Genomic DNA, 25,987 nt, shown 5'->3' with positions numbered 1-25,987 from the left:
CACCGCGAGCACGGCCATTGTGACGCTTCAGGGGAGCACAGCCTTGCAAGATTACGTAGTGGAGTTCGACGCCCTTGGCATGGGCGATGTTGACCAGGTAGGCGGCAAGAACGCCTCCCTCGGCGAGATGATCAGCAACCTCGCCAAGGCGGGCGTCCGTGTCCCGGGCGGGTTCGCCACCACGGCGAAGGCGTACTGGGAGTTCCTCGACGCCAACAACCTGCGCTCGGGGATCCGTAACGCGCTGGCGGGGCTGGATGTCGACGACGTCGAGCAGCTCGCCGCCACCGGCGCGAAGATCCGCCAGATGATCCTCGACGCGCCCCTGCCCGAGAGCCTCGACGCCGCCATCCGCGCCGGCTACGAGAAGCTCGAGTCGCAGCACCCGGGCGAGGCCTCCTTCGCCGTGCGCTCCTCGGCCACCGCCGAGGACCTGCCGGATGCCTCCTTCGCCGGTCAGCAGGAGACCTTCCTCAACGTCCGCGGCCTGGACGGCATCCGCGAGGCCATCCACCACGTCTTCGCCTCTCTATTCACCGACCGCGCCATCGCCTATCGCGTCCACCACGGCTTCGACCACGAGCAGGTGGCCCTTTCGGCGGGCATCCAGCGCATGGTGCGCTCCGATATCGGCGCCTCCGGCGTGATGTTCACCATGGACACCGAGTCCGGCTTCCGTGAGGCCGTCTTCGTCACCGCCTCCTGGGGCCTGGGCGAGACGGTGGTCCAGGGCGCGGTCAACCCCGACGAGTTCTACGTCTACAAGCCCAACCTCGAGCAGAACCGCCCGGCCATCCTGCGCCGCAACCTCGGCGGCAAGGCGATCAAGATGGTCTACTCGGGCAGCACCGAGCACGGCAAGACCGTCGAGACCGTCGACGTCCCCGAGTCCGACCGCATGCGCTTCTGCCTCAACGACGCCGACATCGAGGATCTCGCCCGCCAGGCGGTGATCATCGAGAAGCACTACGGCCGCCCCATGGACATCGAATGGGGCAAGGACGGCGAGGACGGGCAGCTCTACATCCTCCAGGCCCGCCCGGAGACGGTGAAAAGCCGGGACGGCGGCCAGGTGCTCGAGCGCTACCACCTCAAGGATCGCGGCCAGGTGCTGACCGAGGGTCGTGCCATCGGCCAGCGCATCGGCGCCGGCCCCACCCGCGTCGTCCAGGATGTCAGTGAGATCAACCGCGTCCAGGAAGGCGACGTGCTGGTCACCGACATGACCGACCCGGACTGGGAGCCGATCATGAAGCGCGCGGCGGCGATCGTCACCAACCGCGGTGGCCGCACCTGCCACGCCGCGATCATCGCCCGCGAGCTCGGCATCCCGGCAATCGTCGGCTGCGGCAATGCCACCGAGACCATTCCGGATAGCATCGACGCCACCGTCTCCTGCGCCGAGGGCGACACCGGCTACGTCTACGAGGGCAAGCAGGACTTCGAGGTCCGCGAGGTCTCCCTGTCCGACATGCCGGATCTGCCGTTCAAGATCATGATGAACGTCGGCAACCCGGACCGCGCCTTCGACTTCCAGTTCCTGCCCAACGAGGGCGTCGGCCTCGCCCGCGTGGAGTTCATCATCAACCGGATGATCGGCATCCACCCCCGGGCGCTGCTCGAGTTCGATCAGCAGGAGGAGTCGATCAAGCGGGTCATCCGCTCGCAGACGGCCGGCTACGAGAACCCCGAGGAGTTCTACGTGGACAAGCTCGCCGAGGGGGTCTCCATGCTCGGCGCCGCCTTCCACCCGAAGCCGGTGATCGTGCGCATGTCGGACTTCAAGTCCAACGAGTACGCCAACCTCATCGGTGGCGAGAAGTACGAGCCGCACGAAGAGAACCCGATGATCGGCTTCCGGGGCGCCTCGCGCTACATCAGCCCCGACTTCCAGGAGTGCTTCAAGCTCGAGTGCCGCGCCCTGCGCCGGGTCCGAGACGAGATGGGCCTGGACAACGTCTGGCTGATGGTGCCCTTCGTGCGCACCACCGCCGAGGCCGAGCAGGTCATCCGCCTGCTTGCCGAGAACGGCCTGGAGCGCGGCAAGGACGGCCTGAAGGTCATGATGATGTGCGAGCTGCCCTCCAACGCCGTGCTCGCCGACGAGTTCCTGGAGCACTTCGACGGCTTCTCGATCGGCTCCAACGACCTGACTCAGTTGACCCTTGGACTGGATCGTGACTCGGGTGTCATCGCCGATCAGTTCGACGAGCGCAACGAGGCGGTCAAGCGCATGCTCTCCATGGCCATCCAGGCCTGCCGCCGCCACGGCAAGTACGTCGGCATTTGCGGCCAGGGCCCGTCGGACTACCCCGACCTGGCCCGGTGGCTGATGGACGAGGGCATCGAGAGCGTCTCCCTGAACCCGGATACGGTCGTCGAGACCTGGCTGTATCTGGCGGGCAAGGAGCAGTAAGGCGCTGCTCCCACGGACCGGGGGGCCCCTCCCCGGTCCGCCCTTCCCCACGGTTACCCGCTGCGATGCACTGCTACGGGCCGCCCTCGCGGACCGGCAGCTCCGGATCGTTGCCCCACTCCGACCAGGAGCCGGCGTAGGCGCGCACCCGCTGGTAGCCCAGCGCGCGCAGCACCACGTAGGTCAGGGATGAGCGGTGGTGGGTCTGGCAGTGCACCACCAGCTCCTGCTGCGGGTCGTCGATGCCGCGCTCGTGCAGCAGCTGCTGCACCTGCGGCGCCGGGCGCAGTAGCGGCGGATCCTCGGGATCCATCAGCGCCTGCCAGTCCAGGTGCACCGCCCCCGGGATGTGACCACCCCGGCGGGCGCGGACGTCGGTACCGGTGTATTCCCCCCGGGACCGGGCGTCGATGAGCGTCACCGATGGGTCGTCCAGGTGCGCCAGCACCCAGTCGCGGTCGACCAGGCACTCGGGATGGCGAATCTGCGCCGGGTAGCTGCACGGCTGCGGTGCCACCGCGCCGCCTTCCACCGGCCCCTCCTCGGCGAGCCACCCCTGAAGACCACCGTTGAGCAACCCATGGCGGGGATGACCGAGTAGATCCAGCGTCCATAGCAGGCGGCTCGCCCGCCCCCCGCCGTCGGAGTCATAGGCAATGACCGTGACCGAGTCGTCAATCCCCACCGCGCCCAGGCGTTTGCCCAGGACCGCGGCGTCGGGGACCAGCCCCATCGCCGGCGGCTCGGCGCGCGTCAGGTGGCCGTAGGGCAGGTGCACCGCCCCCGGGATGTGCGTCTGCCGGTAGCGGCCGTCGTCGTCCCCGACATCCACCACGAGCACCGGTTCGCGCTCGCGCAGGGTCTGCAGATCGCCCGGATCGAGCAGCAGCATCCTCCCCTCCCGCCGGCGTCAGGCCGGCATGCGCAGGAACTCGCGCCGGTAGTGGCGCAGCTCGTTGATGGAGTCGCGTATATCGTCCAGGGCCAGGTGGTTGCCGGACTTGCGCACCCCGTCGGCCACCTCCGGCGCCCAGCGCCGGGCCAGTTCCTTGAGGGTGCTGACATCGATGTGGCGGTAGTGGAAGTAGGCCTCCAGATCCGGCATCCAGCGCGCCAGGAAACGGCGGTCCTGGCAGATGCTGTTACCGCACATCGGCGAGGTGCGCGGCGGCACGTGCTGCTTGAGGAATGCCAGCACCTGCGCCTCGGCCTCCGCCTCGGTCACCGTGCTGGCCCGCACCCGCTCGGTCAGCCCCGAGCGGCCGTGCTGTCGGGTGTTCCACTCGTCCATGCCATCGAGCAGGGATCGATCCTGGTGGATGGCCAGCACCGGCCCCTCGGCCAGCGTGTCGAGGTTGCTGTCGGTGACCACCACCGCGATCTCGATGATCCGGTCGCGACTCGGATCCAGACCGGTCATCTCAAGATCGATCCAGATCAGATTCCATTCAGAGAAACCCATACGTGTGCTCTCGCCTGCGCGTGAGTGGTTCAGTCTAGCATCGGCGCCGAGCCCGGGCGTCACCAGGTCTCCGGCTCGGCCGGGGGCTCCAGGTCGGGCATCTCCACCTCGGGGCCCGCCTCCTCCCCGTCGTCGTCCGGCGCCTCCTCGGCCTCGCCGTCGGCCTCCGCCGCCTCATCCTCATCGACCTCCGGGACCGTCTCCTCGACGTCGTCGAGCCCCTGCTCGATCCGCCGCTCCTCCGGGGTCAGCAGCTCCCGCGGCCGGCGCGGCAGGGCATCCAGGGCGTGCTCATCGGGGTCCATGCGCCGCTCGCGCTCGGCGATGCTCGCCACCGCCGCGCGGCTGAGCAGGACGACGGAGATGCGGCGGTTGATGTCGGCCCGGGGGTCGTCCGGGTCGGCGGGGATGGTATCGGCGTAGCCGACCACCTGGCCGATGCGCCCCGCGGGCAGCCCCCCGTCCACCAGCGTCTGCCGAGCGGAATGGGCCCGGTCGGTGGACAGCGACCAGTTGTCGTAGTCGTCCCGGGCAAACGGCCGGGCGTCGGTGTGACCGGAGAGCGAGACCGGATTGGGCACCTCCTCGAGCACACCGGCCAGGGCACGGAGGATCTCCTCGGTGTGGTCCTTGGGGTCGGCGCTGCCGAGTTCGAACATCGGCCGACCGTCGTGGTCGACCAGCTGGATGCGCAGACCGTCGTCGGTGATATCGAGCATGATCTGATCGGCGTACTCGGCCAGGTCCGGGTCGTCCATCACCGCATCCTGGAAGCGCTCGGCCAGATCCTGCATCTCCTCGGCCCGAATGAACCCGCCCTCGCCCAGGGGCATGCCCTCCAGGTCAATGGGCGCGCGGCGCTCGCCCTCGAAGTCGATCACGTCGCGGGCCGCCGGCGGATGGGCCGCCTGCGGATCCCGGAAGTACTGGCCGATGCCCTTGCGCTGATCATCGTCCAGGGCGAGCAGCAGCCAAAGGACCAGGAAGATGGCGAACATCGCCGTCATGAAGTCGGCGAAGGCGATCTTCCACGAGCCGCCGTGGTGCTCGTCGCCGTGCTTCGCCACCTTCTTGATGACGACCGGGCGGGTCTTGTTCTCCTCGACCATGCCCCGGGGCTGCCCTTAAGCGTCCTGACTGCGGGCGGCCTGCATCTTCACATGCTCCTCGAGCTCGAAGAAGGTCGGTCGCTCCGCCTCGAACATCGCCTTGCGGCCGAACTCCACCGCCACCACCGGCTTGTAGCCGTTGAGCACGGCCAAAAGGGTCAGCTTGATGGTCTCCAGGAACTTGGTCTGCTCCTGCGCCCGGTGCTCCATGGCCTGGCCCAGCGGGCCGACGAAGGCGTAACCGGCGAAGATGCCGGTGAAGGTGCCGACCAGCGCCGAGGCCACCAACCCGCCGATGGTCATCACGTCCTCGTCCAAAGAACCGAGGGCGATGACCACGCCGAGCAGCGCGGCGATGATGCCGAACCCGGGCATGGCGTCGGCCACCTTGTTCACCGCGGCCGCCGGGTGCGACGCCTCCTTGTGGTGGGACTCGATCTCCACGTCCATGAGGTTCTCCATCTCGAAGGGGTTCATGTTGCCCCCCACCATGAGACGGAGGTAGTCGCAGAGGAACTCCAGGGCCACGTGGTCGTTGAGGATGCGCGGGTAGGACTTGAACAACTCGCTCTCGTGGGGGTTGTCCACATCGTCCTCGATGGAGAGCAGCCCGTCGCGCTGGGCGCGCTGGAAGATCTCGTAGAGCAGCGCGAGCAGATCCATGTAGTGCTCGCGCCCGTAGGGCGCTCCGCCGGGGATCTTGGGGATGGTGCTCAACACCCGCTTGATGACCTTCAGCGGATTGGCGATCAGGAAGCCGCCGATGGCCGCGCCGAAGATGATCAGGAATTCGTACGGCTGCCAGAGGATGGCCAGCGGGCCGCCGTGGGCGGCGTAGCCGACGATCACCGAGAAGAATGCGATGGCAGCGCCAATGATAACCAGCATGTGTGCCTGCCTGCCCCCCTGTGGCTGCTGGCTGGAGGATCCGTGGCCGCCAGTCTAACCGATCAACCCTGTCGGGGCAGCGCCCTTTCCATTCCCGGAGCCGTTCAGGGGCCCTACAATGACGCCATGAACAAGGATCCCGAATCCCCGCAGCGGCGCCTGGAGGACTGGGTTGCGGCCATCGGCGAGCCGCGGCTGCCGCGCCTGCCCCGGCACACGCTGGACTATGAGCTGCCGCCGCGCGATCTGGCCGCGCAGATCTACGTGGACCCGGCCCTGGTCCTCGGGCTGATCCGCGACGTCAATACCCACGCCTCGCGCCACCTGGACTCCGGCGTGCACAGCATGGAAGAGGCCGTGCTCCTGCGCGGGGTGCGCAACGTCCGCGCTGTGGCCGACGGGCTGCCCCGCGCCGAATCGGCCCTGACCCGGGCCAACTACCGCGGTTACCTGTTCACCTGCGAGCGGGCCATCCACGCCGCCTGCCAGGCCCGGCGCTGGGCGTGGCAGCTCGCCGATCTGCTGCCCAACGAGGTCTACACCGCCGCGATGCTGCGCCACAGCGCCGAGCTGGTCATGTGGAGCCACGACGAGGGCCGGGTGATGCGCACCATCCACGAGATGGCCCCGGAGCCCGCCTACGCCTCCGAGGCGGAGTACGTCGCCCTGGGCTTCTCCCTGGGCGAACTCAACCTGGCCCTGGCCCAGCAGTGGCAGCTGCCCGCCCTGGTGGCCGAATCCAGCGAGGCGCTGGCCGCCGACACGCGCTCGCCGCGCAGCTGGGCGGTGGGCCTGGCCACCCGGCTGGCCGCCCTGGCCCGCCAGGGCTGGCACCACCCGGAGATGCCGCCGCTGCTCGACGCCCTCGCCGAGCTACTCGAACTCGACGACGAGGCCACCCGGGCGGAGATCTCCGCCGGCGCCGCCGAGGCCGCCGAGCTGCTGCCCTGGAAACCGGTGACCTTCGCCCCGCTGCTGGGCGAGACGGACGAGGACGAGCCGGAACAACCGGCTCGCGCGCCGATCAGCGAGACCTCCGACAACCCCTACCTCTCCGACGGCACCGCCAAGGGCGGCGTCTGCCTGGCGCCGCGTCGCGAGGTCTTCCAACGGGTGCGCCATGAACTGGAGAACCGCGACTACGCGCGCTCCGAGGCGCAGATGCGCCGCCGCCAGGGCCGCGTCTCGCCCCGCGACTGCATCCTCAACCTGGTCCTCACCGGGCTCTACGACGGCCTGGGGCTGAGCCGCGTGCTCTACGCCCAGATGCTCCCGGACGGCGAGACCCTGGCCGGACAGTACGTCCTCGGCGCCGCCGGCGACCCGAACTTCCACCGCTTTCGGGTGGACCTCGCCCGCCCCTCGCTCCTGCAGGAGCTAATGGCGAAGCCGTCGGCGGTGTGGCTGACGCCGCAGCGCTACGAGCGGATCCGGCACCGCGTGCCGCAGCCCCTGCACACCCTCGCCGACGGCCGTTCGGCCTTCCTCGCCGCGGTGTTCGCCAACGGCCGCCCGCAGGGGATGGTCTACGCCGACCGCCACCGCATCGACAACGCCCTCGACGAGCCGAGCTTCCAGGCGTTCCGGCGGCTCTGCGCCCTCGGCGGCCAGCGCCTCGGCGAGCTGTAGCCCACGACCCGCGGCGGCGGCCGCGGCGCTCAGCCCGGCGGCCAGGTCATCTGCCGGCCACCGAGCAGGTGCAGGTGCAGGTGGTGGATCTCCTGCCCGCCCTCGTCCTTGCAGTTGAAGACGGTGCGGTAACCGCGCTCGCTGAGGCCCTCCTGCTCGGCCAGGGTGCGGGCGGCGGTGAACATCTCGTTGAGCAGTTCGCCGTCGTCGGCGGTCAGATCGTGCAGCGTCGGCACGTGGCGCCGCGGGATGATCAGGATGTGGGTCGGCGCCTGGGGATGGAGATCCCGAAAGGCGATCACCTGCTCGCCGCTGTGGACGATATCCGCGGGGAGTTCCCCGGCGACGATCTTGCAGAAGATACAGTCGGTCATCGGTGCCTCCTTTTCCGGCCGATGCTCAGCCCTCGTAATCCCGCCGCCCCATGAAGGCGTGAGAGAGGGTCCCCTGGTCCACCTGCTCCAGCGCGCCGCCCATGGGCACCCCGTGGGCGATGCGCGTGGTGCGCACCCCGCGCTCGGCGGCCAGGCTCTGGACGTAGTGGGCGGTGGCCTCGCCCTCGATGGTGGGATTGGTGGCGAGGATGATCTCTTCGACCTCGCCGGCATCCAGCCGCTGCTGCAGCCGATCCAGCCCGAGCTCTTCCGGGCCGATGCCATCCAGCGGCGACAGCGCCCCGCCGAGGACGAAGTAGAGCCCCTGGAAATCCGTGGCCTGCTCGAGGGCATAGACGTCGGCGCTGCTCTCGACCACGCACAGCAGCGTACGACGGCGCTGCGGGCTGGCACAGAGCCCGCAGCGCTCTTCCTCGGTCAGCAGCCCGCAATCGGGGCAGTGGCCAACGCCCTCCACCGCCCCCTGCAGCGCAGCGGCAAGCTGCCGGGCACCGTCACGGTCGCGCTGGAGCAGATGCAGCGCCATGCGCTGCGCCGTCTTGGCGCCCACTCCGGGCAGACGGCGCAGCCCCTCGACCAGCTCGCGCAGCCGCGGCGAGTAGACGCTCATCGGCTGCCGATCAGAACGGCAGCTTCATCCCCGGGGGCAGGCCCATGCCCTCGGCCATGCCGGACATGCGCTCCTGGCTCTCGCGCTGGACCTTCTGCACGGCGTCGTTGACCGCCGCCGCCACCAGGTCCTCGACCATCTCGCGGTCGTCCTCGAACAGCGAGGGGTCGATCTCGACCTTGCGCACCTCGTTGCGCCCGGTCATGGTCACCTTGACCATACCGGCCCCAGCCTCGCCGCTGACCTCCATGGCAGCGATCTCCTCCTGGGCCTTCTGCATGTCCTCCTGCAGCTGCTGGGCCTGCTTCATGATATTGCCGAGTCCGCCCTTCATCGCCTTCTACCTCGATGCTCGTCTTTACGGATGATTGCTCTCGCCATCGGCCGGCCGCACGCCGTGGAGCTGGCCGTCGAAGGCCTCGCACAGCCCCTGCAGCCCGGGGTCCGCGGCCAGGGCCCGCTCCGCGTCGGCCTGGCGCTCGCGGGCCTGCTGCCGTTCGGCCATCGCCGGCGTCCACCGGGTCGGGCCGATGTCGATGCGCAGGGTGATCGCCTCGCCGAAAACCCGCCCCAGCGCCGTCTGCAGCCGCTCGCGCCGCTCGGCATTGTTCAGGTATTCGTGGCTTTCGTCCAGCCGCAGGATAACACGCTCCCCCTCGCGGCCGACCCACTCGCACTGTCCGGCAAGCATGCGCAGCGGCCCGTCGAGCTCGCCGACGATCCGCGTCCAGCGCGCCGCGCCCTCCTCGTCGTCGCTGGCCGGCTGCGGACCCGCCTCCGCGCCTTCAGCCGGGGGCGGCGCCGACGCCGGAGCCCCATCCCGGGGCGCGGCCGCACCCGACCCCGTTCCCGAGGGCGGCGCGTTCGCCAAAGACGGGCCGGCCCCACCGCCGGCCGCCGCCCCACCACTGCCCGCTGGTACGCTGACCCGCGGCGCCGTCTCGGCGGGGCGGAAGGCGTGCATGCGCAGCAGGGCCATCTCGAAGCCGGTGGCCGGGTCCGGTGCGTAGGGCAGATCGCGGCGGGCATTGACGCCGATCTGGTAGTAGAGCTGCAGATCCTCGGCATCGATGCGCTCGGCCAGCGCCAGCAGCCGATCGCGTTCGGGCTCGTCGTCGCCGATGGCCGAGGGCACCTGCTGCGCCAGGGCCAGGCTGTGCACCGTGGCCACCAGCTCGGCCAGGGCCTCGTCGAAGTCCGCCGCCGCCTCGGCCATCTGCCGGGCAGCACCGATCAGCGCCGCGCCATCGTCATCGGCCAGGGCGGTGAGCACCGCCAGCACGTGGTCGCGTTCGATGGCGCCGAGCATCGCCGCGACCTCGTCGTCCCGGGCCGCCCCCTCGCCGAAGGCCAGCGCCTGGTCGAGCAGGCTCAGGGCGTCGCGCAGGCTGCCGTCGGCGGCGCGGGCCAGGCGAGCGGCGGCGCCGGACTCCACCGTCACGCCCTCTTCTTCAGCCAGCCCCAGCAGCCGATCGCGGATCAGGGTGCTGGAGAGACGGCGCAGGTGGAACTGCAGGCAGCGCGAAAGGACGGTGACCGGCAGCTTCTGAGGATCCGTGGTTGCCAGCAGGAACTTCACGTGGTCCGGGGGCTCCTCCAGCGTCTTCAACAGCGCGTTGAAGCTGTGGCTGGAGAGCATGTGGACCTCGTCGATGAGGTAGATCTTGAACCGCCCGCGGGTGGGCGCGTACTGGACGTTGTCCAGAAGCTCGCGGGTATCTTCGACCTTGGTCCGCGAGGCGGCGTCCACTTCGATCAGGTCGACGAAGCGCCCGGCGTCCAGCTCGCGGCAGCTGTCACAGGTGCCGCAGGGCTCGGCGGTGATGCCCTGCTCGCAGTTCAGGCACTTGGCGAGGATGCGCGCCACGGTGGTCTTGCCGACCCCGCGGGTGCCGCTGAACAGGTAGGCGTGGTGGAGACGGCCATCGGCCAGGGCGTTGGCCAGCGCGCGCAGGACGTGCTCCTGGCCGGCCACCTCTTCGAAGCGGCGTGGCCGCCACTTGCGCGCAAGGGCTTGGTAGGTCATGCCGACGGCGGCTCCGGTTGGGTGGAGGCAGCCACACCAGCCACACCCCGGCGCCCGAGGATCGCTGCTGCCGCTGCTCCCTTCCGGGCCTGACGGGGTTCACAGCGACTCGTCGCGGGGGGACCGGTGCAGCCACCATCGCCTGGCGGAGAGGGAGGGATTCGAACCCTCGGTACCTTTCGGTACACGCGCTTTCCAGGCGCGCTCCTTCGACCGCTCGGACACCTCTCCTGAGTCGCCAATCGCCGTGACGATTGGAACGCGAAAGCATAAGGCATACGGCGGGTGGACGCAAACGCCGCGCCGCGGCCGCCCCCCGCTCCCGGACCCGAAAGAGGGCTTTTTAACATGCTGATCTTGCAACGGGTGCACCGGGCATGTTCTAGTTGAAAAGCATGACCAAGCAAAAAGGCAGCGCATACGCGCTCGCTTCACACCAGCCGTCGCCCGGCCCGGGCCTTGTTCAAGCTACTGATCCCCCAGTGGCCGCGGCACGCGCACCCCTAGCATTGATTGCACCACGCTCCATTCAAACCGACGGATCAGCATGACTGAAAAACTCGTCGTAGAAGACCTCTACAAGATTTTCGGCCCGAAACCCGAGCGGGCCATGGAGCTGCTCAAACAGGGCTACAACAAGGACGACATCTTCCAGCGCACCGGCAACACCGTCGGCGTGCGCGAAGCGAGCTTCACCATCCACGAGGGTGAAGTCTTCGTCATCATGGGGCTGTCGGGCTCCGGCAAGTCGACCATGGTGCGGATGTTCAACCGCCTGATCGACCCGACCTACGGCCACATCTATGTCGATGGCCACGACATCATGGCGATGAGCCAGCAGGAGCTCATCAACATGCGCCGACGCGACATGTCCATGGTGTTCCAGTCCTTCGCCCTGCTCCCGCACAAGACCGTCGCCGAGAATGCCGCCTTCGGCCTGGACGTCTCCGGGCACGGCACCGCGGAGCGACGCGAGAAGGCCCTGCAGGCCCTCGAGGCCGTCGGCCTGGCGGCCAACGCCGACAGCTACCCCGACGAACTCTCCGGCGGCATGAAGCAGCGCGTCGGCCTTGCCCGCGCCCTGGCCACCGACCCCTCCATCCTGCTCATGGACGAGGCCTTCTCGGCCCTCGACCCGCTGATCCGAACCGAGATGCAGGATGAGCTGATCCGTCTGCAGCAGGAGCAGAGCCGCACGGTCATCTTCATCTCCCACGATCTGGACGAGGCCATGCGCATCGGCGACCGCATCGCCATCATGGAGGGCGGTCAGGTGGTCCAGATCGGCACGCCGGAGGAGATCGTCTCCAACCCGGCCAACGAGTACGTGCGCTCCTTCTTCTACGGCGTGGACGTCAGCCAGGTCTACAACGCCGGCGACATCGCCGAGCGCCGCCGGGTCACCGTGATCCAGCGCCCCGGCGTGGACGTGCGCGCCGCGCTCGAGCGGCTCAAGCACTACGCCAGCGACATCGGCGTGGTCATCGACCGCAACCGCCGCTTCCAGGGGCTGGTCTCCGTCGACAGCCTTACCGACGCCATCCGCAGCGGCGGCAGCACCGAATACGGCGACGCCTTTCTCAGTGGCGTGCAGACCATCGCGGCCGACACGGCGATCTCCGACGTGCTCGGGCCGTCGGCCGAGAGCGAGTACCCGCTGGTGGTGGTGGATGACGACGGGCACTACGTCGGCACCCTCTCGCGCAGCCAGCTGCTGCTCACCCTGGATCGCACCCAACAGGCGTAAGGGACAGACATGCAAGATCAACCGGATATCGAGGAACACGAAACCATCGGCCCGATCGATCAGGCCGCCGAGTGGTTCAGCGACAACGTGCTGGACCGGATCACCATCGGCGACTGGATCGAAAACGGTGTCGACTGGATCAGCGACAACCTCGAGCCCCTGCTCGACGGCATCGAGGGGGCCATCCGCGCCCTGGTCGACGCCACCGAGTTCCTCCTCCTCTACCCGCTGTGGGTCGCCGCCTTCTTCCTGGTGGTCGGCGCCTGGCGGACGTGGGGCCGCAAGGCCGGCCTGATCGCCCTCGGCGTGGCCGTGGCGCTATTCGGCATGGGGCTGTTCTCCGAGGCCATCCAGGCGCTGCTCTGGTACCCGCCACCCTGGGTGCTGGCGCTGTTGGTGATCCTGGTCAGCTTCTGGCGCGTAGGCTGGCGCTTCGGCATCTTTGCCGTCATCGCCCTGGCGCTGATCTTCAGCATGGAGCTCTGGCCCGAGACCATCCGCACCCTGTCGCTGGTGGTGGCCTCCTCCATTGCCGCGCTGATCATCGGCCTGCCCATCGGTGTGGCCATGTCGCGCAGCGACCGGGTGGAGATGGTGGTCCGCCCCATCCTGGACCTGATGCAGACCATGCCGCCCTTCGTCTACCTGATCCCGGCGGCGATCTTCTTCGGTCTGGGCACGGTGCCGGGGGCCATCGCCACGCTGATCTTCGCCATGCCGCCGGCGGTGCGCCTGACCAACCTCGGCATCCGCCAGGTCAGCCAGGAGCACGTGGAAGCCGGCCAGGCCTTCGGCTGCACACCGCGACAGCTGCTGGTCAAGATCCAGCTGCCGCTGGCCATGCCGTCGATCATGCAGGGCATCAACCAGACGATCATGCTGGCCTTGTCCATGGTGGTCATCGCCTCCATGATCGGCGCCGGTGGCTTGGGTGGCACGGTGCTCACCGGCATCCAGCGCCTGCAGGTGGGGCTCGGCTTCGAGGGCGGCCTCGCCGTGGTCTTCCTGGCCATCCTGCTGGATCGCATCTCGCAGAGCTTCGGCGAGCGCCGGCACGGCCAGGGGCGCGATTACGGGGCGCTGCTGCGCTGGTTCTTCGGCAACCGGCAGCAGGGCCCGGCCGCCCAGGGCTGAACACGAACCCGGCCCCGTGGCTGGCCCTCCGGGGCCGGCGCGGGGCGGACTGAGGGAAAGCAGCAGAGGAGTGGTACCATGCGACGCAAGCTGACCACCGCGGCGGCCACCGCCGCCATCACCGCCGGCATGGCCTCCGCGGCCAACGCCGACGAGATCCGCATCGGCTGGACGGCCTGGGCCGACGCCGAGTTCATCACGCGGATGGCCGAGGATGTCATCACCAGCGAGTTCAACACCGACGTTGAGCTGGTGCAGACCGACATCGCGCCGCAGTACACCGGCCTCGCCCAGGGCGACATCGACCTGATGCTCATGTCCTGGCAGCCGATCACCCACGAGGACTACATCGAGGAGTTCGGCGACGACATCGTCGATCTGGGCGTCCTCTACGACGACGCCGCCCTGGGCTGGATCGTCCCGCAGTACCTCTACGACGAGGGCCTGACCTCCATCGAGGACCTCAAGGATCCGGAGTGGCAGGATCGCCTCGACGGGCAGATCCAGGGCATCGACCCGGGCGCCGGTCTCACCCGCCTCTCCCATGACGTGATCGAGGACTACGACCTGGACTACAACCTGGTCGAGGCCTCCGACTCCGCCATGACCGCCTCGCTGGCCCGTTCGGCCCGCCGTGACGAGGCCATCGTGGTCACCGGCTGGAGCCCGCACTGGAAGTTCGGCGCCTGGAACCTCGCCTACCTGGAGGATCCGGAGGGCAGCCTCGGCGGCGCGGAGCACATCAACGCCATGTCGCGTGAGGGCTTCCCCGAGGACCACCCCGAGGTGGCGGAGTTCGCTAGCTGCATCAACATCGACATCGATCTGCTCAACGAGTACATGTTCCTCGGCCGCGAGGAAGGCACCGAGACGGCCGTCGAGCAGTTCCTCGACGAGGAGGCCGATCTGGTCGACGAGTGGATCCGTTGCGCCCGCGACTGATCGGCCGGGCGTGACACGGGGCCCGGCCCTTGCCGGGCCCCCGCCGTTTCGGCGAAAGTATTCGGGCACCACGATTCAATAGAGAGCCAAAAAGAGGGAGCACCCATGAACAACAAGACCAAGAGCCTGGTCCTCTCCGGTGCGGCCGTGGCCCTGGCCACGCCGATGTCCTCGGCGCTAGCACTGGACGACGTCCTGAGCTTCGGCGCGTGGGTCAACTACACCTACAACGTGGATAACGACGCCAGCGAGGACCGCCTCGGCGACATCGACTACCCCGCCGGCATCATCTACGCCAACCACCAGCACGGGGACTGGTTCTTCGACTCCGAGCTGCGCTTCGGCTCCGGCAGCTTCCAGTCCTTCAGTGGCGACGACCGCGAGTGGGGCTTCAAGGAGCTGGCCATCGGCCGCCACTACGGCGAGGAGTGGACCATGACCGTCGGCAAGACCGAGGTCCCGTTCACCTACAGCCGCTTCAACTTCTGGCCCGGCGAGCGCCTGGCGCGCGGCTTCGGTGACCAGTACAACCCGGGCATCCGCTTCGACTTCGACCCGGCCAACAACCCGATGGACATGAGCTTCATGTTCATCAAGAGCCAGAACTGGGGTACCGACACCACCTCCCAGGATGACGGCGCCGACGTGGGTGCCATCGGCCAGCACTGGGGCAGCAACGAGACCTACCACAAGATCAACACGCTGGTTGCTGACCTTGGCTTCACCCAGGGCAACTTCCGCCACGGCGCCTCCTTCCAGGCCGGTCAGCTGGCCAACCAAAACTACGAAGACGACGACGACGAGATTACGGCAGCCGAAGAGATCGAGACCCACTGGGCCGCCGGTCTGTACACCGAGGGCAACATCGGCGCCTGGGACCTCGCCGGCCAGGTTGTCCACTACGACCAAGGCGACGCGGACACCTTTGAGAGCGCCTTTGAGGAAGAAGACATCGACACCGGCACGGGCGACGATCAACTTGACGTCCGCACGCAAGGCGCAGGCCAAGTCATGATGCTCAGCGCCGGGTTCAACGCGGGTGACTGGTACCACTACGGCGACCTCACCGGCCGCTCCCCGGACAGCGATTTTGACAACCTGGACGACACCTACGACCTGGTCCTCGGCAGCCGCTACAACTACGGCCCGGGCTGGATCTACGCCGAGCTGCAGCTGGAGAACATCACCGGCGAAGACGACGGCATCACCGGCGATGGCGACCCCGGCGACCGCGATTCCACCCAAGAGGTCCACCTGACCATGGACTACTACTTCTAAACCCATCCGGGGCTAGAAGCATGTAGCCACCTGCAAGGGCGCGGCCTCGGTCGCGCCTTTGCTGTTTGTGGGCTACTGCTTGGGCTGCCCAAAGATCCCCCGCGGTCTGAATTGACTCTCCGGGGAGCCTTTGCGAGGCTTTTGCCGTACCCCGCACTGCGACAACCCTGCGTGCGGGTCCTCGTCAGCCACAGGGAGCTTCACCCGTGACCGATCCCGAGAACACCAACCCCAAAGAGGTGAAGAAGGAGATCGAGGAGCTCGAACAGGCGTACGAGACCGACCACGAGATCGGCGAGCAGAACATCACCCCAGAGATCAAGCCCATCGGGCTGGCCCTGGATCTGCACAACCCGGTCTTCATCGTCAGCTCCGCGCTCATCTTCGTCTTCCTCATCGGCACCCTGATCTTCACCGCCCCCGCCCAGGAGGCCCTGGAGGGCGTCCGCGGCTGGGCCACCAGCAACTTCGACTGGTTCTTCCTCACCGCCGGCAACATCTTCGTCCTCTTCTGCCTGCTGCTGATCATCCTGCCGCTGGGCAGCATCCGCATCGGCGGACAGGACGCCAAGCCGGACTTCTCGCGACTGTCCTGGTTCGCCATGCTCTTTGCCGCCGGCATGGGCATCGGCCTGATGTTCTGGGCGGTGGCCGAGCCGGTGGGCTACTACACCGAGTGGTTCGGCTCGCCGTTCAACATCGAGGGCGGGACCGATGAGGCGGCGAAGGCGGCCATGGGTGCCACCATGTACCACTGGGGCCTGCACCCGTGGGCGATCTACGGCGTCATGGCGCTGGCCCTGGCCTTCTTCACCTACAACAAGGGGCTACCGCTGACCGTGCGCTCGGTCTTCTACCCCCTGCTCGGTGAGCGGGTGTGGGGGCCGCTGGGCCACATCATCGACACCGTGGCGGTGCTGGCCACCATCTTCGGCCTGGCCACCTCCCTGGGCTTCGGCGCCCAGCAGGCGGCCAGCGGCCTGAGCTACGTCTTCGAGGCCGTACCCGATACCCTGGCCACCCAGGTCGCCATCATCATCGGCGTTACGGTGGCGGCGCTGATCTCCGTGCTGCGCGGCATCGACGGCGGCATCAAGCTGCTCAGCAACCTGAACATCAGCCTGGCCGGGCTGCTGATGCTCTTCGTGATCATCGCCGGTGGCGCCATCGCCTTCGTCACCCAGCTCTGGCACACCACCGCCGCCTACGCCGGCGACTTCTTCGCCCTCTCCAACCCGGTCGGCCGCGAGGACGAGACCTTCCTCCAGGGCTGGACGGCGTTCTACTGGGCGTGGTGGATCAGCTGGTCGCCGTTCGTCGGCATGTTTATCGCCCGGGTCTCCCGCGGGCGCACCGTGCGCGAGTTCATGACCGCGGTGCTGATCGTGCCCACGGTGGTGACCGTCTTCTGGATGAGTGCCTTCGGCGGTGTGGGCCTGCAGCAGGCCATCGAGGGCATCGGCGCGCTGGCCGACGGCATCGGCGCCGACGAGTCCATGGCCCTGTTCCACATGCTCGAGCAGCTGCCCTGGACCCTGCTCACCGCCTCGGTGGCGGTCTTCCTGGTGCTGGTCTTCTTCGTGACCTCGTCGGACTCCGGTTCGCTGGTCATCGACAGCATCACCGCCGGCGGCAAGACCGACGCCCCGGACGCCCAGCGCGTCTACTGGGTGGTGCTCGAGGGCCTGATCGCCGGTGTGCTGCTGTTCGTCGGCGGTGACGCCGCCCTCAGCGCCCTGCAGGCAGGGGCCGTTTCGGCCGGACTGCCGTTCACCGTGATCCTGCTGCTCATCTGCCTGAGCCTGCTCATCGGGCTGCGCCACGAGCGCCGCCTGATCAAGCTCAGCCAGCAGGTCTAGAACCGGCGCCCCCGGGCGCCCGCAACCGCCCCCGGTACCCGGTCGGGTATCGGGGGTTTTTCGTCGCTCCGACCGCACCCGCCCCGGGTGCTAGAATCAGAGTCTCACTCACGCCCCGGCAACCGCTTCATGGCCCACTGGCGAACGCTCTCCGGACTCTTCGGCCCGCGCTGGCGTCACCCGGACCCGGCCACCCGTCGTCGCGCCGCTATGGACCTCGATCCCAACCAGCCGGAGACCGCCGAGGCCCTGGCCGCCCTGATCGACGACCCGGCCCCGCCGGTGCGCGAGGCCGCCGCCAAGCGCTGCAGCGACCTGGCCACCCTGCGCCGGCTTAGGCGCCACGACCCGGACGCCAGCGTCCGCACGGCCGCCACGGTCCGCTACCGCCAGCGGCTGGTGGGCGACGCCGCCCCGGAAGCGGTAACCGCCGAGCTACGCCACTGCGACGACCCCACGGTGGCCGCACACATCGCCCAGCAGGGCCGCACCCCGGCGGTGCGCCGCGCCGCCCTCGCCCAGTTGGACCAGGCGCCGGTGCTCCGGGAGGTGGCCCTCCACGACGACGACCCCGAGACCCGGCTGCACGCCGTCGAGCAGCTCTCCGATCCCAAAATCCTGCGCGACCTGGCCGAACGCGCGCGCAGTCTGGCCCCGGAGGTGGCCGAGGCCGCGGAGCGGCGCCTGAACCCGCCGGCACCGCCCACCACCGAGGGGCACACCGCCACCACAGAGACCGACGCGGCCCCCGCCGCCGACCACGACGATCCGGCACCGGCCACGGGCGCCGCCGCCTCGCTGGCCAACGCCATGACCGGCCTCGCCGAGGGCGGCTGGTGGCCCGGCTACCACACCCGCCGCCGGGCGCTGATGGCCCGCTGGCGGGAACTGGACGAGCCACGGCCGCCGGCACTCAGCGAACGCTTCCGCCAGGCCACCCAGGCCGCCCTGATGCAGCAGCCGCGCAACCACGGCGGCGACGCCACCCGCACCCGCCTGCAGCTGGAGCAGCTGCTCACCGAAATCGAGGGTCAGGAGGATCCGGCCCGCGCCGCCGGGCAGCGCTTGGAGGCGCTCAGCCGCAGTGTCGCCGAGCTCGCCGGCGACCACCCCGACGAGGCCCGCGCCCGCATCCTCCTGCAGCGCCTGGGCCGGCGGATCCCCCAGCTCCGCCCACGCCGCCCGGCGGGCGGCGCGGTGCGCCCGCCCCGTCGGGCCGGCGACCAGTGCGACCTGGCCGCCGTGGCCCGCAGCCTGGCCGAGGCCGAGGAGGCCATCGCCGGCGGGGACCTGCGGCGGGTCCGCCAGGCCCTGGCCGAGGCGCAGCGGCTGGTGGGGCCACCGCCCGGCGGCGAGCCGCCGCCGGGCTGAACCGACGGCGGCCTGGCCGGTTCAGCGGATCAGGCGGCGGCGGAAGAGGTACGAGGCCACCGTGAAGGCGGCCGCGATGTAGCCCAGCGGCACCAGCAGGTGGAGCAGCGCGCCCGGGGCCAGGCCCTCGCCCACCGCCAGCGGCCGGACCACCTCGACCATGTGCGCCAGCGGCAGCAGGTAGGCCAGCCCGGCGACCAGCGCCGGCAGCTGCTCGATGGGGAAGAAGACCCCGGAGAGGAGCAGCATCGGCGTCAGGACCAGCGTGAAGTAGTAGAGGAAGAAGTCGTAGCTCGGCGACAGCGCGGTGATGATCAGCGCCATGCTGGCGAAGGCCAGGGCGGCGAGGAAGACCACCGGCAGCGCCAACAGCATGCCGGGCAGACTGAGGATGCCCAGGGCCACGGCGACGATGCCGATGGCCCCGGCGCTGAGCAGCGACTTGCTCGCCGCCCACACCGCCTCGCCGAGGACGATGTCGTCCACCGACAGCGGCGCACCGAGCATCGCCGCCCAGGTCTGCTGGGTCTCCATGCGCGTGTAGGCGGAGTACAGCGCCTCGAAGCTGGAGGTGAACATGGCGCTGGAGCAGACGATGCCCGAGGCGATGAAGACGATGTACGGCATCCCGGAGTCGAGATCGCCGATCAGCGCCCCGAGCCCGTAGCCGAAGGCCAGCAGGTAGAGCACCGGCTCGCCGAAGTGGCCCAGCAGCGACGGCCAGATCAGCCGGCGCCAGACGCGGAAATTGCGGCGCCAGACCGGGATGAAGCGCAGGCTCGGGCGCGGCAGCCAACGGTCGCGCTCGGAGGGCGGATCCGCCTCCGCCGAGGCGATCTCCACGCGTTCGCTCATGGGTCACTCCCTCAGCTCGTGGCCGGTCAGATGCAGGAAGACGTCCTCGAGGTTGGTCGGGCGCTGCAGGTAGGTCAGCCCCTGCTCGTGCAGGGCGCCGGCCACCGGCGCCGGGTCGTCGGCGTAGAGCAGCACCGTCTCGCCCACCTCACGCACCCGCGCCGCACCGGAAAGCCCCGCCCGACCGAGCCAGGCCCGCGCCTCGTCGCCGCGCAGCTCCACCACGTAGCGCTCCAGGTGGCTGCGCGCCAGCGCCGCCGGGCTGTCGCAGTCGATGATCCGGCCGTGGTCCATGATCGCCAGCCGGTCACAGAGGCGCTCGGCCTCCTCCATGTAGTGGGTGGTGATCACCAGGGTCCGTCCCTGCTTCTGCAGCGCCCGCAGCTTCTGCCAGATGTTCTGCCGCGCCTGGGGGTCGAGCCCGGTGGAAGGCTCATCGAGGACCACCAGATCCGGGTCGTTGACCAGCGCCCGGGCCAGGGTCAGGCGGCGTTTCATGCCGCCGCTGAGTGAGGCGATGGGGGCATCCGCCTTGCCCTCCAGGGCGGCGAAGGCGAGCAGCTCGTCCACCCGGGGCCGCGCGGCCTCGCGGCCGAGGCCGTGGTAGCTGGCGTAGGTGAAGAGGTTCTCGCGGACGGTGAAGTCCGGATCGAGGTTGTCGATCTGCGGCACCACCCCCATGCGCGCGCGCATCGCCCGGGCGCGCGCCGGCACCGGCTCGCCGAGGACCTCCAGCGTGCCGCCATCCGGCGGCGTGACGCCGAGGATCATGCGCAGCGTGGTGGTCTTGCCGGCGCCGTTAGGTCCGAGCAGCCCGAAGCACTCGCCGCGGGGGACATGCAGATCGATGCCATCGACCACCGTCGTCCCGCCGTAGCGCTTGAGCAGCCCCTCGGCCCGGAGCGCCGGCCCGGAGGCGTCGGATTCGTTCACCATAGAGCCATCCCGCATCGCTGGAAGCCGACGATGGTACACGCTGCGGCGCCGCGCCGCAGCCCGCCGGCCCGGTCACTCCGCCGCCGCGTCCAGGCGCTGCGCCACCCGCGCCAGCGCCTCCGGGGTGTTGATGTTGACCAGTGCCGCCGCCTGATCGTCGAAGTCCGCCGCGGCCACCCGGTGGCGCGCCAGCCAGCCGTGGACGCGGCGCTCGCCGGCGGCCAGGGCGGCGTCGAGATCGGCGCACAGGCGGCGCTTGAGCAGCGCGAAGACTGGCTGCAACCGACCCTCCAGCCGGGCCACCGCCAGCTCGGCGTCGGCGGCCTCCAGGGCATCGGTGAGCCGCGCCGCCAGATCATGGGGCAACAACGGTGCATCGCAGGGGACCACCAGCACGCGCTCCGTCCGCGCGCAGGCCAGGGCGCTGGCCATACCCGCCAGCGGCCCCAGCCCGCCCGGGGGGCGGTCGCCGTCCACCGGTACCCCCAGGGCCCGGTAGCGCGCCGCGTGGCGGTTGGCGTTGATGCGCATGGCCGCCACCTGCGGGGCCAGTCGGGTCAGCACATGAGCGGCCAGCGGCCGTCCGGCCAGCGGCACCAGCCCCTTGTCGCGGCCGCCCATGCGCCGGCCGCTGCCCCCGGCCAGGACGACGCCGGTGATCCGGGCATCGGCAGCGGGCGGCGCCATCGCCAACAAGGCCGGCTAGCGCTGCAGCCCCTCAAGGGGCTGTACCTGCACGGTCTCCCCCGCCGCCACGTCGCCCCGCTCCGCCTCGAGGACGATCAGGCAATCGGCGTGGACCAGCGAGGTCAGCATCCCCGAACCCTGGGCCCCGGTGGAGCGCACCTGCACGGCACCGTCGGCGCCGGGCTCGAGGATGCCGCGCTGGAATTCGGTGCGCCCGGGGCGCTTGCGCAGGCGCTCGGCGGCGATCACCGGCAGCTGGACCGGCTGCAGGGTGCCGGCCTCGCCCATCAGCCGGCGCAGGGCCGGCTGGACCAGCTGGTAGAACGTGGCCGCCGCCGAGACCGGATTGCCCGGCAGGCCGAAGAAGACCGACTGGCCGACGCGGCCGAAGGCCAGGGGCCGCCCCGGCCGCACGGCCACCCGCCAGAAGGCCACGTCGCCGGCGCAGTCGACGGCATCCTTGACCGTATCCGCCTCGCCCACCGAGACCCCGCCGGTGGTGATCACCGTATCGGCGTAGCAGCCGAGTTCGCTCAGGGCCGCCTTGAGCGCCCCCACGTCGTCGCCGATGACGCCGGCGTCCAGGGCCTCGACACCGAGCCGGCGCAGCGCGGCGCCGATCAGGTGGCGGTTGCTGTCGTGGATCTGCCCCGGCCCCGGGGTCTGGCCCGGGGCGCAGAGCTCATCGCCGGTGGAGAGGAAGGCAACCACCGGACGCCGGTGGACCGCCACCTCGACACAGCCCAGGGAGCCGAGCACCCCCACCTCCTGCGGTCGCAGGCGCCGTCCGGCGCCGAGCGCCACGCTGCCGGCGGCCAGGTCCTCGCCGGCACGGCGGATGTTGGTGCCGGCGGCGACCGGTCCGGGCACGACAACCTCCGCCCCCTCCATGCGCTCGACCTGCTCCTGCATGACCACGGCGTCGGCGCCGGGTGGCACCGGCGCGCCGGTCATGATGCGCACGCACTCACCGGCGGCCAGCGGCTGCTGGCGCGCCTGCCCGGCTAGCACGCAGCCCACCTCGCGCAGGGGCACCGCCCCCTCGCCGGGCACATCGACGCTGCGCACCGCATAGCCGTCCATGGCGGCATTGTCGGCCCCGGGCACATCCAGCGGGGCGTGGATGTTCTCCGCCAGCACGCGCCCCAGGGCATTGCCCAGGGCGACCCGCTCCTGCCCGATCAGCGGGGCGACCTCGTCGAGGATGCGCCGCCGCGCCTCGGACAGGGGCAAGCCGCCAGCGTGGTGCCCCCCGGCCGCCGTCCCCTTCGCTTCACTCATCGAATCCGGTCTCCCTCCTGATGCCTGCACGCCTCACGACGGTTCATCCTCCTCGCCGTCCAGCTCGGCCAGCTCCTCGACCACCTCGGAGGCACGGGCCGGGTGCCGCACCCGCGCGACGTGAAAGAGCGCATCGCCCTCATGGACCAGCGGCAGATTGGTGCGGCCAATCACGATCCCGTCGAAGGCCGCCTCGGCCCGGGTCTCGCCGTCGCCGAAGGGATCGGAGATCAGCCCCAGCTGCTCGCCGCGGCGCACCCGCTGGCCCAGCTGCACCGTGGTGCGCAGGATGCCGCTGCTCTCCGTGCGCACCCAGCGCGTGTTCTCCACCTGCACCGGGCGGCGCGGCGGGTATTTGCGCTTGACCCGCGGCAGCATGCCCAGCTCGCGCATCACGCCGGTGATCCCGCGCACGCCCAGGCGGATGCAGTCCTCGTCGAAGCGCAGCGCCTCACCGGCCTCGTAGAGGAGCACCGGGATGCCGCGCTCGTCGGCGGCGTGGCGCAGCGAACCATCACGCAGGTCGGAGTTGATGATCACCGGCGCCGAGAAGGCCCGGGCCAGATCGAGGGTACCCGGGTCATCGAGGTTGGCGCGGATCTGCGGCAGGTTGGTGCGGTGGGCGGTACCGGTGTGCAGATCGATGGCGTGGGAGGCGCGCTCCAGGACCTGGCTCATGAACAGATGGGCCAGCCGCGCGGCCAGCGAGCCACCCGCGCTGCCCGGGAAGGAGCGGTTGAGATCGCGCCGGTCGGGCAGGTAGCGGGTCTGCGCCAGCACCCCGAAGACGTTGACGATGGGTACCGCCAACAGCGTACCGCGCATCCGGCGCAGCTGCGGCAGGGCCAGCACCCGGCGGATGATCTCGATGCCGTTGATCTCATCGCCGTGGATGGCCGCGCTCAGACACAGCGTGGGGCCGTCGCGGCGGCCGTGGACCACGTGCACCGGCATGCCCACCGGGGTGTGGGTGTAGAGCTGCGCCACGTCCAGCTGCACCGTGCGCCGCTCCCCCGGCGGCACGGCCTGCTCGTTAATGATAAAAGGCGCGCGCCGGCGTCGGGCCATCAGCCCCTCCGGCCCTTGGTCCCGGTCTTGCCCGGCTTGCGGTTGCGCTCGATGAACTCGATGATCATCCCGGCGACATCCTTGCCCGTGGCGGTCTCGATGCCCTCCAGACCCGGCGAGGAGTTGACCTCCATGATCACCGGACCGCTGTTGGCCCGCAGTATATCCACACCGCAGACGTTCAGGCCCAGGACCTTGGCGGCCTTCACGGCCGTGGCCCGCTCCTTGGGGGTGATGCGCACCAGCGTGGCGCTGCCGCCGCGGTGGAGATTGGAGCGGAACTCGCCCTCCTTGCCCTGGCGCTTCATGGCCGCGACCACCTTGCCGCCGACCACCAGGCAGCGGATATCGGCGCCGCCGGCCTCCTCGACGAACTCCTGGACCAGGAAGTGCGCCTTGAGCCCGCGCAGGGCCTGTATGACGCTGGAGGCGGCCTTGCGCGTCTCGGCCAGCACCACACCGATGCCCTGGGTCCCCTCGAGGAGCTTGATCACCACCGGCGAGCCGCCGACGAGCTGCATCAGGTCGTCGGTATCGTCCGGGGAGTGGGCGAACCCGGTCGCCGGCATCCCCACCCCCTCGCGGGAGAGCAGCTGCATGGAGCGCAGCTTGTCCCGCGAGCGGCTGATGCCCTGGGACTCGTTGAGCGGATAGGTGCCGAGCATCTCGAACTGCCGCAGGACCGCCGTGCCGTAGAAGGTGACCGAGGCCCCGATGCGCGGGATCACCGCATCGTAGGGCTCGAGCTTCTGCCCCTTGTAGTGGATCTCCGGGTTGCTGGTGGCGATGTTCATGTAGCAGCGCAGGGGATCGATCACGCGGATCTGATGCCCGCGGCTCTGCGCCGCCTCGATCAGCCGGCGCGTGGAGTAGAGCCGCGAGTTGCGCGAGAGCACGGCGATCTTCATACGGTTTCAGCGTCTCCTCATCGGGTCGCGGTGACACGGGGGCGGAGCGCGGCCCGCCCAGTCAGGTAGGAGGCTTCGGGGTCGACCACGAAACGGCCGGCCATGGCCGTTCGGCCGAGCAGCATGCGAAAGCGCATGGTGTCCCGATCGGTCAGGGTGAGTTCCGCCCGCCAGCGGATTCCACCCAGCTCGAGCAGGGTCGCGATTACCCAGCGCGACTCCCGGTGGCCGCCGGAGTCGGCCACCACCCGACGATCGACCACCGGGGCCTGGCACCAGAGCTCCGGCTCGCTGGAGCGCTGGCGGGGGTGGAGGCCGAAACCCACCCAGGTCTGTCCGTCGCGCTCGAAGGGCTCGATGGCGAAGGTGTGCAGCGCCGAGGTCCGCGCGCCGGTGTCCACCTTCGCCTTGAGCCGGCGGATATCCAGCTCCGGCAGCGCCACCCACTCGCGCCAGCCGATCCGTTGTCGTTCAGTCACGAGCGGACTCCCTGCCAGTCGGCCGCGGCGGTCCGGGGAGGATGGCGTTGCGCGCCGCCGCGTAGTCGGCGTAGCCGCCACGCGTCTGGCGCAGGTGCGCCTCGAGCAGCGGCACGCCGGAGACCCGCAGCAGCAGCCCGGTCATCAGCAGCGGGGCGAAGACCGTCCACCAGCCGCCGGCCGCTGCGGCCAGCCCCCACAGCCCCCAGGCCACCAGGATCTCGCCGAAGTAGTTGGGGTGGCGGCTGTAGCGCCACAGGCCACGGTCGCAGACGGCACCGGCGTTGCGAGGATCGGCCCGGAAGCGGGCCAGCTGGGCGTCGGCCACCGTCTCGTAGAGCCAGCCGATGAGAAAGACCAGCGCGGCGGCCACCCCGAGTGGCGACGTCCACGCCGCGGCATCGCCCCGGGCGATGGCGTGGAGCAGCGGCGCCGCCGCCAGCCACAGCACCACTGCCTGGAGGCCGAACACCGTCACCAGGCTGCGCCGGGCCCAGCCGGGCCCGCCGGATCGGCGCAGCGCGGCGTAACGGGCGTCCTCGCCCGCTCCCCAGCTGCGCCAGGTCAGATAAAGGCTGAGCCGCCCGCCCCACAGCGCCACCAGGGCGACGATCCACCAGCCGTGGGCCGGGAACCCGGCCAGCGCCTGGTAGAGCAGCGCCAGGAGCACGAAACCGGCACCCCAGAAACGGTCCACCAGACTGGCGTCGCCGGTTCGCAGGCTGTACGCCCACACGGCGGTCATCAGCAGCAGCACGGCGCCCAGACCGGTCACGGCACTGACGAGCATCGGCCCCCTCCCCGGGGTCACGGCGAGACACCCGCGTAACGTAACCTCAAAAGCTGGCGCCGCCAATGACGGGGCAGGTACCCTGAGCCGCCAGCGCTGGCGCGCTCTCTCGGCCGC

The 25,987-nt window shown here is 69.9% G+C and carries 24 protein-coding genes, 1 tRNA gene and 1 other RNA gene; 8 read left to right on the top strand and 18 right to left on the bottom strand.

What is annotated here, in order from left to right:
• The first annotated feature begins 43 nt into the window (after positions 1-43).
• Positions 44-2,416 (top strand): phosphoenolpyruvate synthase, encoded by a 2,373-nt coding sequence (gene ppsA, locus LRA98_RS06440; RefSeq protein ID WP_238633090.1) that lies wholly within the window; start codon positions 44-46, stop codon positions 2,414-2,416.
• Positions 2,417-2,489: 73 nt separating this feature from the next.
• Here ppsA and LRA98_RS06435 read toward each other — a convergent pair whose 3' ends face one another.
• From LRA98_RS06435 to motA, 4 genes are read right to left on the bottom strand one after another with little or no spacing between them, the layout of a single operon-like run.
• Positions 2,490-3,308, bottom strand: a complete 819-nt coding sequence (locus LRA98_RS06435) for a sulfurtransferase (protein WP_238633089.1) — start codon at positions 3,306-3,308, stop codon at positions 2,490-2,492.
• An 18-nt stretch (positions 3,309-3,326) separates the two neighbouring features.
• Positions 3,327-3,878 (bottom strand): oligoribonuclease, encoded by a 552-nt coding sequence (gene orn / locus LRA98_RS06430; protein ID WP_201242885.1) that lies wholly within the window; start codon positions 3,876-3,878, stop codon positions 3,327-3,329.
• 59 nt (positions 3,879-3,937) lie between these two features.
• The gene (locus LRA98_RS06425; RefSeq protein ID WP_238633088.1) at positions 3,938-4,987 is read right to left on the bottom strand and encodes a flagellar motor protein MotB; all 1,050 of its coding nucleotides are present in this window, start codon (positions 4,985-4,987) and stop codon (positions 3,938-3,940) included.
• Between the two features lie 15 nt (positions 4,988-5,002).
• Positions 5,003-5,875 (bottom strand): flagellar motor stator protein MotA, encoded by an 873-nt coding sequence (gene motA / locus LRA98_RS06420; protein ID WP_201242883.1) that lies wholly within the window; start codon positions 5,873-5,875, stop codon positions 5,003-5,005.
• Positions 5,876-6,001: 126 nt separating this feature from the next.
• Here motA and LRA98_RS06415 point away from each other — a divergent pair, with 126 nt between their 5' ends.
• Positions 6,002-7,504 (top strand): HDOD domain-containing protein, encoded by a 1,503-nt coding sequence (locus LRA98_RS06415; RefSeq protein ID WP_238633087.1) that lies wholly within the window; start codon positions 6,002-6,004, stop codon positions 7,502-7,504.
• A 29-nt stretch (positions 7,505-7,533) separates the two neighbouring features.
• Here the strand turns inward: LRA98_RS06415 and LRA98_RS06410 are convergent, their stop codons facing one another.
• The 6 genes from LRA98_RS06410 to LRA98_RS06385 all read right to left on the bottom strand — a co-directional run bounded on the left by LRA98_RS06410 (position 7,534) and on the right by LRA98_RS06385 (position 10,766).
• Entirely contained in the window at positions 7,534-7,878 is a 345-nt protein-coding gene (locus tag LRA98_RS06410; protein WP_238633086.1) for a histidine triad nucleotide-binding protein, read from the bottom strand.
• Positions 7,879-7,903: 25 nt separating this feature from the next.
• A complete protein-coding gene (gene recR, locus LRA98_RS06405) occupies positions 7,904-8,509 on the bottom strand; it encodes a recombination mediator RecR (RefSeq protein WP_238633085.1) in 606 nt (201 codons plus the stop codon).
• 10 nt (positions 8,510-8,519) lie between these two features.
• A complete protein-coding gene (locus LRA98_RS06400) occupies positions 8,520-8,843 on the bottom strand; it encodes a YbaB/EbfC family nucleoid-associated protein (protein ID WP_201167975.1) in 324 nt (107 codons plus the stop codon).
• Between the two features lie 24 nt (positions 8,844-8,867).
• Positions 8,868-10,535: a DNA polymerase III subunit gamma/tau gene (gene dnaX / locus LRA98_RS06395; RefSeq protein WP_238633084.1), complete on the bottom strand. Its 1,668-nt coding sequence runs from the start codon at positions 10,533-10,535 to the stop codon at positions 8,868-8,870.
• Positions 10,536-10,566: 31 nt separating this feature from the next.
• Positions 10,567-10,664, bottom strand: an RNA gene (ffs, locus tag LRA98_RS06390) — signal recognition particle sRNA small type.
• 14 nt (positions 10,665-10,678) lie between these two features.
• Positions 10,679-10,766: transfer RNA gene (locus tag LRA98_RS06385), tRNA-Ser, on the bottom strand.
• A gap of 316 nt (positions 10,767-11,082) precedes the next feature.
• Here LRA98_RS06385 and proV point away from each other — a divergent pair.
• From proV to LRA98_RS06355, 6 genes are all read left to right on the top strand, one after another.
• Entirely contained in the window at positions 11,083-12,282 is a 1,200-nt protein-coding gene (proV, locus tag LRA98_RS06380; protein WP_201167981.1) for a glycine betaine/L-proline ABC transporter ATP-binding protein ProV, read from the top strand.
• Between the two features lie 9 nt (positions 12,283-12,291).
• The gene (locus LRA98_RS06375; protein ID WP_238633083.1) at positions 12,292-13,416 is read left to right on the top strand and encodes an ABC transporter permease; all 1,125 of its coding nucleotides are present in this window, start codon (positions 12,292-12,294) and stop codon (positions 13,414-13,416) included.
• A gap of 78 nt (positions 13,417-13,494) precedes the next feature.
• A complete protein-coding gene (locus tag LRA98_RS06370) occupies positions 13,495-14,358 on the top strand; it encodes a glycine betaine ABC transporter substrate-binding protein (protein ID WP_238633082.1) in 864 nt (287 codons plus the stop codon).
• 105 nt (positions 14,359-14,463) lie between these two features.
• Positions 14,464-15,636 carry a hypothetical protein gene (locus LRA98_RS06365; protein ID WP_238633081.1) on the top strand — a complete coding sequence of 391 codons (1,173 nt, stop codon included), beginning with the start codon at positions 14,464-14,466 and terminating at the stop codon, positions 15,634-15,636.
• Positions 15,637-15,842: 206 nt separating this feature from the next.
• On the top strand, positions 15,843-17,495 hold the full coding sequence (locus LRA98_RS06360; RefSeq protein ID WP_238633080.1) for a BCCT family transporter: 1,653 nt from the start codon (positions 15,843-15,845) through the stop codon (positions 17,493-17,495).
• A gap of 129 nt (positions 17,496-17,624) precedes the next feature.
• Positions 17,625-18,866, top strand: coding sequence for a hypothetical protein (locus LRA98_RS06355; RefSeq protein WP_238633079.1), 1,242 nt, complete (start codon positions 17,625-17,627; stop codon positions 18,864-18,866).
• 21 nt (positions 18,867-18,887) lie between these two features.
• On the opposite strand, the gene LRA98_RS06350 is transcribed toward LRA98_RS06355, so the two are convergent.
• From LRA98_RS06350 to LRA98_RS06315, 8 genes are all read right to left on the bottom strand, one after another.
• Positions 18,888-19,721: an ABC transporter permease gene (locus tag LRA98_RS06350; protein ID WP_238633078.1), complete on the bottom strand. Its 834-nt coding sequence runs from the start codon at positions 19,719-19,721 to the stop codon at positions 18,888-18,890.
• A 3-nt stretch (positions 19,722-19,724) separates the two neighbouring features.
• Positions 19,725-20,657 carry an ATP-binding cassette domain-containing protein gene (locus LRA98_RS06345; RefSeq protein ID WP_238633077.1) on the bottom strand — a complete coding sequence of 311 codons (933 nt, stop codon included), beginning with the start codon at positions 20,655-20,657 and terminating at the stop codon, positions 19,725-19,727.
• Between the two features lie 72 nt (positions 20,658-20,729).
• Positions 20,730-21,344 (bottom strand): molybdenum cofactor guanylyltransferase MobA, encoded by a 615-nt coding sequence (gene mobA, locus LRA98_RS06340; protein ID WP_238633076.1) that lies wholly within the window; start codon positions 21,342-21,344, stop codon positions 20,730-20,732.
• 15 nt (positions 21,345-21,359) lie between these two features.
• Positions 21,360-22,625 carry a molybdopterin molybdotransferase MoeA gene (gene moeA, locus LRA98_RS06335; RefSeq protein ID WP_238633075.1) on the bottom strand — a complete coding sequence of 422 codons (1,266 nt, stop codon included), beginning with the start codon at positions 22,623-22,625 and terminating at the stop codon, positions 21,360-21,362.
• 33 nt (positions 22,626-22,658) lie between these two features.
• The gene (locus LRA98_RS06330; protein ID WP_238633074.1) at positions 22,659-23,693 is read right to left on the bottom strand and encodes a succinylglutamate desuccinylase/aspartoacylase family protein; all 1,035 of its coding nucleotides are present in this window, start codon (positions 23,691-23,693) and stop codon (positions 22,659-22,661) included.
• Positions 23,693-24,601: a 30S ribosomal protein S6--L-glutamate ligase gene (rimK, locus tag LRA98_RS06325; RefSeq protein ID WP_238633073.1), complete on the bottom strand. Its 909-nt coding sequence runs from the start codon at positions 24,599-24,601 to the stop codon at positions 23,693-23,695. Before rimK ends, LRA98_RS06330 begins: the two co-directional genes overlap by 1 nt.
• A gap of 17 nt (positions 24,602-24,618) precedes the next feature.
• The gene (locus LRA98_RS06320) at positions 24,619-25,080 is read right to left on the bottom strand and encodes an ATP-dependent zinc protease family protein (protein WP_238633072.1); all 462 of its coding nucleotides are present in this window, start codon (positions 25,078-25,080) and stop codon (positions 24,619-24,621) included.
• Complete coding sequence (locus LRA98_RS06315; protein ID WP_238633071.1) at positions 25,073-25,870, bottom strand: DUF1295 domain-containing protein; 798 nt, start codon at positions 25,868-25,870, stop codon at positions 25,073-25,075. The genes LRA98_RS06320 and LRA98_RS06315 overlap by 8 nt, the downstream gene beginning before the upstream one ends.
• Positions 25,871-25,987: the final 117 nt, after the last annotated feature.

This window comes from Halorhodospira sp. M38 (assembly GCF_022227985.1).
GTDB lineage: Bacteria > Pseudomonadota > Gammaproteobacteria > Nitrococcales > Halorhodospiraceae > Halorhodospira > Halorhodospira halophila_A.
This window is presented reverse-complemented; position numbering and strand designations above follow the sequence as displayed.